This is a genomic window from Nocardia sp. NPDC050799, assembly GCF_040654015.1.
Taxonomy (GTDB): Bacteria; Actinomycetota; Actinomycetes; order Mycobacteriales; family Mycobacteriaceae; genus Nocardia.
In genome coordinates, this window is record NZ_JBFAHF010000032.1 from 81,614 (window position 1) to 94,702 (window position 13,089).

Genomic DNA, 13,089 nt, shown 5'->3' on the forward strand with positions numbered 1-13,089 from the left:
CCCGGGTCACTCGTGCGGCTGTCCCGGGCCCGGATCTGCTGATAATTTCAGGCCATTCGAAAGATCAGTCCTTTGGAGGCCCCTCGTGATCCACCGTCTCGAACGCGGAGCCGAACGGCGCCACATCTTCTACGATCCAGAGAGCCATCCGGACGTCCGGGAATCGCTCGCCTACCTGCTGCCCCTGCCCGAGCTCGGCCTCGGCGTCATCTTCTACACGTGGGTGCACGCGCTCGGCCCGGACGGGCTCGCCAGGGCGGGGGCGGCGGGCATCGTCTACGGCCCCGGCGTCGCGGAGACCGTCTTCGAGGTCACCGACGGCATCGGCGTGCCCGACTCGCTGTCCTTCGACGACTGGCGGGTCGGCCCCGCGACGATGACGCTCACCGACGACATGATGGATTCCCGGATCACCTTCGCCGGCGAGCGCGTCCGCCTCGATCTCGACTGGGCCGGGTCGAACCCCGCGTTCGGCTACCGCGCCAACCGTAACGGCTGCCCGGAGTGGCTGGCGGCGGACCGGACCGAGCAGGGCGCGCGGGTCACCGGCACGCTGCACATCGACGGAACCGACCACCGCGTCGACGGTTTCGGCCACCGCGACCACTCCTGGGGCATGCGCGACTGGGGCGGGGCCACGCACTGGAAGTGGTGGAACGTGATGGCCGATGGCGGCACCGCGATCCATGTGATGGAGCTGCAGTACTTCGGCCGGACGACGCTGCACGGCTACGTGCAGAAGGACGGCATCATCGCCACCGCCACCGGGCTGGATGCCGAGATGACCTTCGACGAGCGCTTCGTGCACACCGCCGTCACCGCCACCGTGACCGACGAGAGCGGCCGGGTCACCGAGATCACCTGCCGTCGGGGTGCCGACCTGCAGTGGCCGGTGAGCCCGCGGCTGTGGCTGCACGAAGCGTCGATGCACGCCACCGTCGACGGTCGCCCGGCCGTCGCCTACCTCGAGTGCGCCTGGCCACCGGAGTACATCGCGCACCACCGCACCGACGGGGTGCGGCCCGGCGGGCGCAACGAACTCACCCTCGACCGGGACTGACCGACACCAGCAGGTTCGCCCGCACGGCGTCGACGACGCCGGCGGGCACTCCGGCCATCTCGGCCAGGTAGCCCGCGGCGCCACCGAATCGCTCGTCCAGGTAGCGCAGGGTCGCCTCCATCGCGGCGGCCGGCGACCCGAACAGCGCCCGCGCGGCCTCGACGTCGCGGCCGGCGGCGGCGAACCGCCCGGCGTAGGCGTCGATCCGGTTCGGCCGCAGCACCTCGGTCATGGCGTAGTCGCGCACGATGTGCTCGTCGGGCACGCCGAGCGAGGAGAGCACCAGCGCAACGAAGACGCCGGTGCGGTCCTTGCCCGCGGCGCAGTGCACCAGGACCGGCAGGCGGTGCGGATCGGCAAGTATCCGGTAGGCGGCGCCGAGCTGCTCGGCCCGGCGGAGCAGCATGTCGGCATAGAATGTCGCCATGTCCGCCACGTCGAAGCTGTCCAGCTCACCGTCGAGCAGCATGCGGAGGTAGTTCGTGTCCGCGCCCTCGCCGCCCTCGGCAACGGGGAGCCGCACCAGCTCCGCGCCGCAGGCCCGCGCCCAGGCCGACGGCGCCCGTTCGGTCTCGAGGTCGGCCCGCAGGTCGACGACGGTGCGCACGCCGAGGTCGCGGTACCGCGCACCGGCGGATTCGTCGTAGATCGAGTGCAGTGCCTCGTCGCCGCGCACCACCAGTGCCTCGGAGCGGAACAGCCGTCCGGTCGCCACCGTCCGGCCGTCGCGCGCCGGATACCCGCCGGCGTCACGAAGATTCGAGGTTCCCTGGATCGGGATGCGGCGGATCGTGGCCGGCGCGTCGTTGTTCATGGGTCCTTCCGGATCGAGCCGGCCCCCGGCGCGCGGCCGGGGGCCGGGCTGGTCAGTTCTCGACGGCAAGCGCGCGGACCGGGCAGCGCCGGACGGCGAGCTCGACCGCTTTGCGCTGGTCCTCGCCCGGGGTCTCGTCGAGCACCTCGAGCTGGCCGTCGTCGTCGATGGTGAACACCTCGGGGGCGGCGTACTCGCACTGCCCGTGCCCCTCGCAGAGGTCCCAGTCGACCTGGATCTTCATCGTGCCGTCTCCTTCTCGACCCGCACCCGCAGCCGCTTGAAGGCGTGGAACTGGTTGGTGTGCAACCGATCCGGCTCGCCGAGCGGGCGGATGCGCAGACCGCGGTCGAGTACCTGGGTGAGGAACGCCGTCGCCTCCGCGCGCGCCAGGTGCGAGCCCATGCAGGCGTGGATGCCCCAGCCGAAGCCGACGTGCTCGTTGTCCTCGCGGTCGATCCGCACCGCGTCCGGATCGGCGAACACCGCGGGATCGCGGTTGGCCGCCTGGAACCAGCAGACCACCTTGTCGCCGGCCTTGATCGTGCGGTCGTACCAGTCGATGTCGGCGGTGGCCGTGCGCCGCATGGCGCGGATCGGCGTGATGTAGCGCAGCATCTCCTCGATCGCCGGTTTCAGCAGCGTGCGGTCCTCGGTCAGCCTGCGCCACTGGTCGGGGAATTCGTCGAAGGCGAGCACGGTGCCGGTGAGCAGATTTCTGGTCGTCTCGTTGCCCGCGCCGACCAGCACGAAGTAGTAGGCGGCCAGGTCGTCCCACGGCAGCGGCTCGCCGTCGAGCTGCGCGTGCACCAGCTTGGAGACGATGTCGTTGCGCGGCTCGCGGCGGCGCTGCTCGCTGAGCTCACGGAAGTAGGCGAACATCTCGGCCCGGGCGCGTTCCTTCTCGTCCGGCCCGCGCATGTACTCCGGGTCGTCGGAGACGACGCGGTTGGTCCAGTCGAGCAGCAGCCCGCAGTCCGCCAGCGGCACGCCGAGCACCTGACCCAGCGCCTGGATGGGCAGCAGCGCCGAGGCCGAGTGCACGAACTCGACCTCGCCCCTGGCCTCGATGTCGTCGAGAATGGCCGTCACCGACCGATCGATGACCTCCTGCCACTCCCTGATCCGCACCGCCCGCAGGTGCGGAGCCGCGAGCCTGCGGAGCTTGCCGTGCCGGGGCGGATCGGTGTTGTGCACCGTGCTGGTGCCGCCCTCGACCTTGCGGCTCAGGATCTGCGTGCCCTCGCCGTTGACGAAGGTCACCGGGTCGTTCACCACCCGCAGCACGTCCGCGTACCGGGTGACCGACCAGAAGCCGGGCCCCGCCGCCTCCTCGTTCCAGTGCAGCGGCTCGTGCTCGCGCAGCCGCGCCAGCACCGCGTTCTCCGTACCGTCGATGAACGGCGTGAGGTCCATCAGATCGATGGACCGCTGATCCACAGTCATTGCTTCCTCACCGGTCAACTCGCTGCCACGTGCGGGAATCCCTTGCCGAACAACAGCACCGGGGTCAGGATCTCCGCCGCGCGGGAACTGGTCAGGGTGGGCCAGGCGCGCTCGGCATTCGCGTGCATGGTGTCGAAGCCCTCGGCGACGAACCTGTCCCACAGCCCCACCCGGGAGGCGTGCGGCAGCAGGAACTCCCGGGTGTACACCAGCACGCCGTCCCGGATCTTCTCCTCGGTCGACTTCTTCGCCAAGGTCCGGTACATCTGCATCGTGCCCTGCTGGCAGCGCTCGGTGATGCGCCGCATCTCCGCGGCGTCGAGCACGCGCAGCTCGCTCATCGGGGTGGTCATGGTGTCGCGGGCGAAGACGACGCCGCTCTCCAGGTACTCGAGGTAGTTCGACGGCTCGCTGAAGGTCGTCTGGATCTCGTTGACCGTCGCCGACACCTTGTCCGCGGAGAACACCATGACCTCGGTGACGCAGTACGGCAGCCCCTCGGCCACCCCGGCCCACGGGTACGCGGTCTCGTTCAGGAAGTGGTCCCGCACGATCGCGAACTTGCCGCCCGGCAGCGGGTACGGGCCGGTGTCGGCCATCCCGGCCCGGCAGTCGTAGTGCAGCATGAAGCCGAAGAGCTCGGTGCGGGCGTTGAACTGCCGGAACGCCTGCAGCTCGGCCGGGTCGTCGAGCGGCCGCACCTGGTCGACCAGCGGTCGCAGCACCTCCGGGGCCAGCACCGGAACGGTGTAGCCGCGGCCGGAGACGAAGCCGGGGCCCGCGCCCCAGGTGCCGTGCTGCAGCCGCCTGCCGAACTGGATCAGGGTCTCCAGATCCTCGCGGCGGCTGTCGGGGGTGTCCTGGCCGAGTTCGATCCCGATTCCCCGGCCCAGGATCGGGCAGACCGAGGCCGCCCAGTTACGGGTGACGTTGATCTTGGTGCCGACCTCGCGGCTGGAGGTCCCGGCCAGGTCGAGCACACCGTCGACGCCGATCTCCGCGGTGAGCGCCCGGATGAACCGCGGGTAGGTGTTCCACTGCTGGACGAAGGAGATCGTCTCGTACTCCTGGCGCGGGATCAGCCCGGACTCGCCCTCCGAGGCACGGCCGAGGATGAAGTCCCAGAGGTTCCAGGCGGCGTAGTCGAGCCAGCTGTCGATCTGGGCGTCCTCCAGGATCTCCAGCCGCACGTCCGCGGCGGTGGTGTCCATGAAAGGCAGCTCGACCCGCTCGCGCATGCGCCGGTCGCCCTCGACGCCCTGGGGCACCTCGGCGCGGAAGGCCTGGAGGAAGGGGGTGGGGTCGAACGCCTCGGCGTCCGGTGTGGTGTCTTCCGTCGTGGTCATGGCGCGTTCACTCCCCCGCGACCAGGAACACCTGGCCGCGCTCCCCCGAGGTGTCGAGCCGGACCGTGGTGCCGTCGGCCGGGATGGTCTCGCCGCGGGCGGTCTGGATGCCCTCGGTGAACTCGGTCGACATCACGCAAGGGATTCCGAACTCTCTGGAGAGGATGCCGAGGTGGCTCTCGGGCGCGCCCTGCAGGGTGATCAGCCCGGCGACGCCCGCCATCAGGGCGGGCGACATGAAGGTGGTCGTACCGCCGCGCGAGATGACGATGGTCGTCGCCACGTCCGGGCCGTCGACGAACTCGAGCACCTCGTCCGGCGAATCGAGGAAGCGGATCGTGCCGACGGCGCCGGTCTCGGAGGTGAAGGCTTTGATGCCGGTGCCGATCTGCTTCTCGGACACGATGTCTGCGGCGGTCATGGAATCTCCTGATGTCGTGGTCGTGCAAACTGTCGGACCATTGCCGGAAGCATGTAACCGCCGTCACAGCGGCGTCAAGGTCGCCCGGCGGACCCGCCCGCATTTCCCTCGTTCGAGGTAGGGCGCCCGTCACCGGCACTCCCCCGAAAGGGGGAAGTGTGCCCCGAGTCACTTCTTTCCGTTCCCGCGACCTCGGCCGTCCCGTACATTCCAGCTAACAGATAAAGGGTCTGACCAAAGGACGGGAAGACAAGTGACTGGCGTCTATTCCTTCGACCACGACCACGGCCTGCCCGCCCGGGAGCTGGGGCATCTGCTCGGCGGCAAGGGGGCGGGGCTGGCCGAGATGACCGGCGCGCTCGGCCTCGCCGTGCCGCCCGGGTTCACCATCGCCGTGCCGGTCTGCCGCGAGTACCTGAGCACCGGCTGGCCCGGTTCGCTCGACGACGAACTCCGCGCGCACGTCGGCCGCCTGGAGCGGGCGCTCGGCCGCAGGCTCGGCGACCCGGACGATCCGCTGCTGGTCGCGGTGCGCAGCGGCGCCCCGGTCTCGATGCCGGGGATGCTCGACACGGTGCTCAACCTCGGGCTCAACGACGACACCGTGCTCGGCCTGGCCCGCAGCTCCGGCGACGAGCGCTTCGCCTGGGACAGCTACCGCCGGTTCCTGGTCATGTTCGCGACCACGGTGATGGGCGTCGAGGAGCACGCCATCGACGCGCTCCCCGACGACGCGTCGGTCGACGGGTTGCGGGCCCACGTCGGCGCCCTGCGCGCGACCATCGCCGACCGAGCCGGGCGTCCCGTCCCGGCCGACCCCTTCGACCAGCTTCGCGAGGCGATCGAGGCGGTCTTCCGGTCGTGGGGGTCTCGGCGCGCCCGCGCGTACCGCGCCCGCGAGGCGATCGACGAAACCCTCGGCACCGGATGCAACGTCCAGGCGATGGTCTTCGGCAACCGGGGCCCGAACTCCGGCACCGGGGTCGTCTTCACCCGCGACCCGGCCACCGGCGAGGCCGCGCCCTACGGCGACTACCTACCGTGCGCCCAGGGCGAGGACGTGGTGGCGGGCACCAGCCGCACCACGCCCATCGCGCACCTCGCCGAGCACCTGCCCGGCGCCTACGCCGAGCTGACGGCCACGCTGCGCAGGCTGGAGCTGCACTACCGGGACATCTGCGATGTCGAGTTCACCGTCGAGGACGGCAGGCTCTGGCTGCTGCAGACCCGGATCGGCAAGCGCGGCGCCGTGGCCGCCGTGCGGATCGCAGTCGAGATGGCCGACGACCCGGAGATCGCGCTCTCCCCCGCCGAGGTGCTCGACCGGGTGCCCGAGGAACTCCTGGCCCGTGCCAGGGCCGAGATCGACGCCGCGGCCGGGGCCGCCGACGACGATGCCGCGCTGCTGGCCACCGGGCTCGGCGCCTCGCCGGGCCGGGTCAGCGGGCGGGTGGTGCTCACCGCGGAAGACGCCCTCACCGCCGACGACGATGTGGTGCTGGTGCGGACCAGCACCAGCCCCGAGGACGTCGCGGGCATGTCGGCCGCGGTCGGCATCCTCACCACCCGCGGCGGTCTGGCCAGCCACGCCGCGGTGGTCGCGCGGGGCTGGGGCGTGCCCGCGGTGGTCGGCGCCGAGCGGCTGACCATCGACGGGCAGGAGGTGCGCGCCGAGGACGGCCGCACCGTCTGGGCCGGCGACACGATCACCATCGACGGCGGCAGCGGCCGGGTCTGGGTCGGCGCGGTAGCCCCCGGCGCGACCGGCGGCGCGAGCACCGTGGCGGAACGGCTGCCGCACCTGCTCCGCATCGAGCAGTGGGCGGGCCGGCGGGAGGTGTCACCGGCATGACCGGCTCGACCGCACCGGAACACGTCGTGGTCGTCGGCGCCTCCCTGGCCGGGATGCGGGCGGTGCAGGCCGCCCGCGAGGTCGGGTACACCGGGCGCCTCACCCTCCTCGGCGAGGAGCGGCACCTCCCCTACGATCGGCCGCCGCTGTCCAAGGAGTACCTGGCCGCGGGGCCGCCGACCACGGCTCACGAGTTCCCGGAGGCGGCCGGGCTGGCCGCGGCGCTCGACCTCGACCTGCGGCTCGGTGTCCGCGCGCTGCGGCTCGACCCCGGCACCCACACCGTGACGACCACCCACGGTGACATCGGCTACGACGCAGTGCTTCTGACCACCGGAGTCCGGGCCAGGCGGCTCCCGGGCACCGAGCACCTGGCCGGCGTGCGGGTGCTGCGGGATCTGGACGATGCCGTCGCGATCCGCGCGGCGCTCGACGCCGGGCCCCGGGTCGTGGTGATCGGCGCGGGCTTCATCGGGGCGGAGGTCGCCTCCGCCGCCGTGCGCCGCGGGCTGGCGCCGGTCGTCGTCGAGGCCGCCCCGACCCCGCTCGTCCGGGCGGTGGGCGCGGCGGCGGGCGCCGGGCTGGCCCGGATGCACGAACGCCACGGCGTCGAGCTTCGGTGCGGGGTGGCCGTCACCGAGCTCGTCGGCGAGCGCCGGGTCGAGGCGGTCCGGCTGGCCGACGGCTCGGAGCTCCCCGCAGACCTGGTGGTCGTCGGCATCGGCGCCACCCCGGCCACCGGCTGGCTCGAGGGCTCCGGGCTGCGGCTCGAGGACGGCGTGGTCTGCGATCAGCACCTGCGCGCGGCGCCGGACGTGTGGGCGGCCGGTGACGTCGCCCGCTGGGCCAACCCCCTGTTCGACCGCACCATCCGGCTCGAGCACTGGACGAACGCCGGCGAGCAGGCCGCGCACGCCATGGAGAACCTGCTCGCGCCCGGCTCCGCGACCCCCTACCGGCACGTTCCCTACTTCTGGTCGGACTGGTACGGCCAGCGGATCCAGTTCGCCGGCCAGCCGGTCGGAGAGCCGACCGTGGTCGCGGGCGGCTGGGACCGTGATGATCTCGTCGCGCTCTACCGCGACGGCGAGCGGCTCGCCGGGGCGCTCACCGTCAACCGCCGCGGCGACATCATGAAGTACCGGGCGCGGATCGCGCGCCGCGGAACCTGGTCCGCCGCTTTGGATCTCGCCGCCCAGCGCACCGCCGCCACGGCGCCGGCGCGGGCCTGACCGCCTCCGGAGGCGCACCGTGCACGATCACGACGACGTATTCATCGGCGGCCGCTGGGTCTCCGCCCACAGCGGCCGCCGCACCGAGGTGGTGAACCCGGCGACCGAGGAGATCTGGGCCCGAGTTCCCGACGGCGACGAGCGCGACATCGACGACGCGGTCCGCGCGGCGCGCTCCGCCCTGCCCGGCTGGGCGGAGACGAGCGCCGGGCACCGGGCCGCGCTGCTGCGCCGGCTCGCCGACGAGATCGACGCCCGCGCAGCGGAATCAAGCGCGATCATCACCGCCGAGAACGGCACCCCGGTGGCCGAGAGCGGCGCCGCACCCGAGCACAGCGCGGCCCATCTGCGGCTCACCGCCGAGCTCGCGCCGGTGCTCTCCGACCCCGACGACCGGCCGAACCCCATGGCCCCGGGGCACACCGTCGTGCGCCGCGTTCCGGTCGGGGTGGCGGCGCTGATCACCCCCTGGAACTTCCCGCTCGGGCTGATCGTCGTCAAACTCGGCCCGGCGCTGCTGGCCGGGTGCACCGTGGTCATCAAGCCGGCGCCCGAGACGCCGATGGCGACCCGGCTGCTGATGGCGGCGGTCGCGGCGGCCGGAATCCCCGCCGGAGTCGTCAATCTCGTCACCGGCGGCACCGTCGCCGGGCGCGCGCTGGTCGAGCATCCCGGGGTGGACAAGATCTCCTTCACCGGCTCCACCGAGGTCGGGCGCGCCATCGCACGCAGCTGCGGCGAACGGCTCCGGCCGGTGACGCTGGAACTCGGCGGCAAGTCGCCCGCGATCGTGCTCGACGACGTCGACACCGCCGTGCTGGCCGCGAATCTGCTCAAGGTGACCATGCGCAACACCGGCCAGACCTGCAAGGCCTGCACCCGGCTGCTGGTGCCCGCGGAGCGCCACGACGAGCTGGCCGAACTCGCGGCCGCAGTGGTAGCGGCGGCGCCGCTGGGCGATCCCCGCGATCCGGCCACCTTCTTCGGACCGGTGGTCTCGGCCCGGCAGCGGGACCGGGTGGCCGGCTACCTGGCGGCAGGCCACGCCGCAGGCGCCGAGGCGCTGACCGGTGGCGGCGTCGCCACCCGGTTCCGGCGGGGCTACTACGTGGAGCCCACCGTCTTCGCGCGCGTCACACCGGAGATGCGGATCGCAAGGGAGGAGATCTTCGGGCCGGTGCTCGCGGTGCTCCCCTACCGCGGGCTCGACGAGGCGATCGCCATCGCCAACGACTCGCCCTACGGCCTGGCGGCGACGGTCTTCGGCGCCGACGAGCAGCGCGCCACCGCGGTCGCCGAGCGGCTGGCCACCGGCAATGTCGGCATCAACCACTACGGCTCCAACGCGGCGGCACCCTTCGGGGGTCACCGGGACAGCGGTCTCGGCACTGAGTTCGCCGCCGAGGGGCTGCACGCCTACCTGCAGTTCACCTCCATCCACTATCAGTCCTGACGACCGGAGAAGACGATTCAGATGAGAGCAGCCGTGATGTGGGGGCCGGGAAAGCCCTTCGAGGTCCAGGAGATCGAGATCGCCGCCCCCGGCCCCGGCGAGGTGGCGGTCGACCTGCACAGCTGCGGGGTCTGCGCCTCGGACCTCTCGCTCACCACCGCGTTCGGGCAGCCGACGCCGGTGGTGCTCGGCCACGAGGGCGCGGGCGTCGTCGCCGCGGTCGGCGCGGGCGTGACCACGGTCGGGGTGGGCGAGCACGTCGTGCTGGTCTGGGTTCCGCCCTGCGGCCGGTGCGCGCCGTGCCGCCGCGGCGACGACTACCTGTGCGCCAATCGCCGCTCCTCAGCGGATGCCCGCGCGGGCAAGGCCGCCCGCCCCTCGCCGCTGAGCGTCGACGGCACCGCCATCCACCAGGGCATGGCGACCTCGACCTTCGCCGAGCGCACCGTCGTCCCCGCCAACGCCGTGGTCCGCATCGACGACGACGTCCCGTTCCCGGTCGCGGCCATGATGGGCTGCGCCGTCCCCACCGGCGTCGGGGCCGCGCTGCGCAGCGCGCGGGTCCGCCCCGGCGACAACGTGGCCGTGATCGGCTGCGGCGCCGTCGGGCTCAACGCCGTGATGGGCGCGGTGGTGGCCGGGGCGGCGCGGGTCGTCGCCATCGATCCGCTGCCCGAGCGGCGCGCGCTGGCCGAGACCGTCGGCGCGACCGAGTCGGCGGCGCCCGAGCACCTCGCCGAGCTGCGCGACCTCGACATCGTGATCGATGCCGTCGGCGCACCCGCCACGGTGACCGGGGCCTGGAAGGCCGTCCGCCGCGGCGGCACCGTGACCGTGGTGGGCGCGGGCAGGCCGGACCAGGTCGTGGAGATCAACGCCTACGAGCTGTTCCACGACGACAAGCGCCTCACCGGCAGCTTCCACGGCGGCATCAGCATGCACCGGGATCTGCCGATCCTGGTCGGGCTGTGGCGCACCGGCCGCTTGCCCATCGAGCACCTCATCGATTCCACGGCTGATCTGAGCCGAATCAACGAGGTGGTCGCCGCGCAGCAGAGCGGCGCCGCCCTGCGCATCCTGCTCTCCCCCCGCTCCTGAAGGAGGTTGACCACCATGAGCTACACACCGGACGACGAATACGCGGTCCTGCACGGTCTGCGGATCAAGGGAATGACCGCGCCGGCGGAGATCGCCACGGCGATGGGTATCGACCCGGCGCTCGCGCAGGAGGTGCTCGACGACGCGGTGGCGCGCGAGCACGCCAGGCTCCGCACCGGCGGGCAGCTGCAGGGCTACCTGCTGACCTCGGCGGGCCGGGACCGGCACGGCGAGCTCACCGCCGCCCGCGCCCCCGCCGACAGCGAGCGGCTCGACACCGCCTACCGGGCGTTCCTGGAGCCCAACCGGGCCTTCAAGACCCTGACCACCCGGTGGCAGACCGAGGCGAACGGACGCATCGAGGTGGTCCTGCCCGACCTCCGCGATGTCCACCGCAGCGTGCTCGCCGTGCTGACCACCGCGGTGGAGGCGGTGCCCCGGATGACGACCTACGAACAGCGGTTCGACGCCGCGCTCGAATCCTTCGCGGCCGGCGAGACCACCGCGCTCGCCCGGCCGATGTCCGGCTCGTACCACGACGTATGGATGGAGTTGCACGAGGATCTGCTGCTCACGCTGGGTCGCGAACGATCCGACTCGGACGAGTGAGCCCGCCGGTCACATGATGTCCACCGTGCCGACGTCCGCCGTCGAACTGCCCGAATCACCGCACCCGGGGGAACCCGACCGCTGGCTCACGCTCATGGTCGGCGGGCACCGCGGCGCGGGTCTTCGTCCGCGACCTGCGCAGGCATCGCCTAGCAGACGAGGTCCGGGTGGCGGAGAGCGGCCCGGACCGGGTGCCGCGGCTGCCGAACGAACGCCTCTTCCTGGACCCGGGCCGGGCGGACCGCCACGGCGCCCGGTAATCCCGCCGGGATTCGTGCCGATCCGCGGTGGTGGTGGAAGTGTTCGGTTCCAGGTGTGGTGCAGCCGGCCGTCGGGGCGGTCCAGGGGGCTATAGGCGGGGCGGGTGTGTACGGAGGACGCCGGGACGCGACGAGGTCTCCGGCGGTTCGGCGACCGGGAGTCGGCCGAGTTGCCGGAGACCTCACAAGCAGGGGGGATCAGTCGTCGGAGACGGTGATCGTGACCTCGATATTGCCGCGGGTGGCGTTCGAGTACGGGCACACCTGGTGGGTTTTGTCGGCCAGGCTCTGCGCCGTGGCGTGGTCCAGATGCGGCAACGTCACCTCCAGGGTGACCTCGAGCCCGAAAGCGCCGCCGTCGAGCGCCCCGATGCCGACCCGCGCACCGACCGAGGAGTCCTCGACGTTCGCACCCGCCTGCTCGGCCACCATCCGCAGCGCCGAGGGTGGAGATCCAGAATCGGTGCAGTTGTTCCTCAGAGGTTCCGGATCCCGTTCAGTACCGCCTGGAGAAGGAGTGGGTCTCGGGGAGAGTCGGCCGGGGCGGATGCCCGGTAGGTGAGGTAGCCGGCGTCGATCAGATCGCAGATGAGGATTTTGGTGACGATCAACGGAAGTCGCAGTTGCGCGGAGACCTCGGCCACCGACACAGGCGGGAATCGCTGGAGAGCTGCAGCACGCCGAAGTCGGGGCTGTCGGCCAAGAGGGTGTTGACCCGCGCCAGTTCATCGGCGGGCATCCCCAGCCCTTGGTCGATGATCTCGACCACCGCTCCCTTTCCGACCGGATTGCCGGAGACCTCGACCCGGGAAGCAGGCGGCGAGTAGGACAGCGAGTTGTCGATCAGTTCGGCGAGCAGGTGGATGATGTCGGCGACGACGACACTCTTGATCCGGACATCGGGCAATCGCGCTGCCCGGACCCGGGCATAGTCCTCGGTTTCGGCGATGGCACTGCGAACGATGTCACGAAGCGGCACCGGATTGCGCCATTGTCGACCGGGTCGCTCGCCGCTTAGGATGATGAGTTTTTCCGCATTGCGCCGCTCGCGGGTCGCGAGGTGGTCGAGTTTGAACAGCAAGTTCAGCAACGCTGGATTCTCTTCGCGGGATTCCGCGGCGTCCAGCACTTCGAGTTGCCGATGCGCCATCAGCTGACTGCGGTGAGCGAGGTTGAGGAATACCGCGTTGACCGCATCCCTGGTCTTGGCTCGGTCACCGCGGCTGCTACGGCGGTTCGCTGTGCGGTCTCGAAAGCGTTTGCGACCTGCCCGATCTCGTCGTCGCCGAAGTCGAGGCCCGGTAGCCCCGAGTCGATGTCGACGTTCTCTCCGGCATGGATCCGGGCGATGATCGCGGGCAGAAGGTGCACGCGAGGAACCAGCGGCTGAACGCCTCTCAAGTTAGGCCGCGTTTCATAAGCCCGATGGTGTGGGATGGAACCCGTTGTCCGGGTTGAGAAGTTGGTGATGTGGCGAGGTCTCCGGTAGTTGGTTGAA

At 71.6% G+C, this 13,089-nt stretch carries 14 protein-coding genes and 1 pseudogene; 6 read left to right on the top strand and 9 right to left on the bottom strand.

Annotated features, from left to right (window positions below; genetic code table 11):
- Positions 1 to 85: 85 nt before the first annotated feature.
- Positions 86 to 1,060 carry a hypothetical protein gene (locus tag AB0H42_RS27525; protein WP_357061089.1) on the top strand — a complete coding sequence of 325 codons (975 nt, stop codon included), beginning with the start codon at positions 86 to 88 and terminating at the stop codon, positions 1,058 to 1,060.
- On the opposite strand, the gene AB0H42_RS27530 is transcribed toward AB0H42_RS27525, so the two are convergent.
- From AB0H42_RS27530 to AB0H42_RS27550, 5 genes are read right to left on the bottom strand one after another with little or no spacing between them, the layout of a single operon-like run.
- Positions 1,041 to 1,874, bottom strand: coding sequence for a tyrosine-protein phosphatase (locus AB0H42_RS27530; protein ID WP_357061092.1), 834 nt, complete (start codon positions 1,872 to 1,874; stop codon positions 1,041 to 1,043). The two genes, AB0H42_RS27525 and AB0H42_RS27530, sit on opposite strands and share 20 nt — an antisense overlap.
- Before the next feature lie 52 nt (positions 1,875 to 1,926).
- Positions 1,927 to 2,118: a ferredoxin gene (locus tag AB0H42_RS27535; RefSeq protein WP_357061095.1), complete on the bottom strand. Its 192-nt coding sequence runs from the start codon at positions 2,116 to 2,118 to the stop codon at positions 1,927 to 1,929.
- Positions 2,115 to 3,320: a cytochrome P450 gene (locus AB0H42_RS27540; RefSeq protein WP_357061097.1), complete on the bottom strand. Its 1,206-nt coding sequence runs from the start codon at positions 3,318 to 3,320 to the stop codon at positions 2,115 to 2,117. Before AB0H42_RS27540 ends, AB0H42_RS27535 begins: the two co-directional genes overlap by 4 nt.
- 14 nt (positions 3,321 to 3,334) lie before the next feature.
- A complete protein-coding gene (locus AB0H42_RS27545; RefSeq protein WP_357061100.1) occupies positions 3,335 to 4,666 on the bottom strand; it encodes a hypothetical protein in 1,332 nt (443 codons plus the stop codon).
- Positions 4,667 to 4,673: 7 nt separating this feature from the next.
- Positions 4,674 to 5,087, bottom strand: a complete 414-nt coding sequence (locus AB0H42_RS27550; RefSeq protein ID WP_357061103.1) for a PEP-utilizing enzyme — start codon at positions 5,085 to 5,087, stop codon at positions 4,674 to 4,676.
- Between the two features lie 253 nt (positions 5,088 to 5,340).
- On the opposite strand from AB0H42_RS27550, the gene AB0H42_RS27555 reads away from it, so the two are divergent.
- From AB0H42_RS27555 to AB0H42_RS27575, 5 genes are read left to right on the top strand one after another with little or no spacing between them, the layout of a single operon-like run.
- Positions 5,341 to 6,939, top strand: coding sequence for a pyruvate, phosphate dikinase (locus tag AB0H42_RS27555; protein ID WP_357061106.1), 1,599 nt, complete (start codon positions 5,341 to 5,343; stop codon positions 6,937 to 6,939).
- The gene (locus AB0H42_RS27560) at positions 6,936 to 8,171 is read left to right on the top strand and encodes an FAD-dependent oxidoreductase (RefSeq protein WP_357061108.1); all 1,236 of its coding nucleotides are present in this window, start codon (positions 6,936 to 6,938) and stop codon (positions 8,169 to 8,171) included. Before AB0H42_RS27555 ends, AB0H42_RS27560 begins: the two co-directional genes overlap by 4 nt.
- A 19-nt stretch (positions 8,172 to 8,190) precedes the next feature.
- Positions 8,191 to 9,624, top strand: a complete 1,434-nt coding sequence (locus AB0H42_RS27565; RefSeq protein ID WP_357061111.1) for an aldehyde dehydrogenase family protein — start codon at positions 8,191 to 8,193, stop codon at positions 9,622 to 9,624.
- A gap of 21 nt (positions 9,625 to 9,645) precedes the next feature.
- Positions 9,646 to 10,722 carry an alcohol dehydrogenase catalytic domain-containing protein gene (locus AB0H42_RS27570; protein ID WP_357061114.1) on the top strand — a complete coding sequence of 359 codons (1,077 nt, stop codon included), beginning with the start codon at positions 9,646 to 9,648 and terminating at the stop codon, positions 10,720 to 10,722.
- Between the two features lie 15 nt (positions 10,723 to 10,737).
- Complete coding sequence (locus tag AB0H42_RS27575; protein WP_357061116.1) at positions 10,738 to 11,331, top strand: MarR family transcriptional regulator; 594 nt, start codon at positions 10,738 to 10,740, stop codon at positions 11,329 to 11,331.
- A gap of 458 nt (positions 11,332 to 11,789) precedes the next feature.
- On the opposite strand, the pseudogene AB0H42_RS27580 reads toward AB0H42_RS27575, so the two are convergent.
- From AB0H42_RS27580 to AB0H42_RS27595, 4 genes and pseudogenes are all read right to left on the bottom strand, one after another.
- Positions 11,790 to 12,035, bottom strand: a pseudogene (locus tag AB0H42_RS27580) (OsmC family protein); the annotation flags it as partial.
- Between the two features lie 32 nt (positions 12,036 to 12,067).
- Positions 12,068 to 12,241: a DUF742 domain-containing protein gene (locus tag AB0H42_RS27585; protein WP_357061119.1), complete on the bottom strand. Its 174-nt coding sequence runs from the start codon at positions 12,239 to 12,241 to the stop codon at positions 12,068 to 12,070.
- Entirely contained in the window at positions 12,199 to 12,741 is a 543-nt protein-coding gene (locus AB0H42_RS27590; protein ID WP_357061122.1) for an ATP-binding protein, read from the bottom strand. The genes AB0H42_RS27585 and AB0H42_RS27590 overlap by 43 nt, the downstream gene beginning before the upstream one ends.
- On the bottom strand, positions 12,741 to 13,089 hold a 349-nt coding region (locus AB0H42_RS27595; RefSeq protein WP_357061124.1), incomplete at its 5' end, for a hypothetical protein. The genes AB0H42_RS27595 and AB0H42_RS27590, both read right to left, overlap by 1 nt.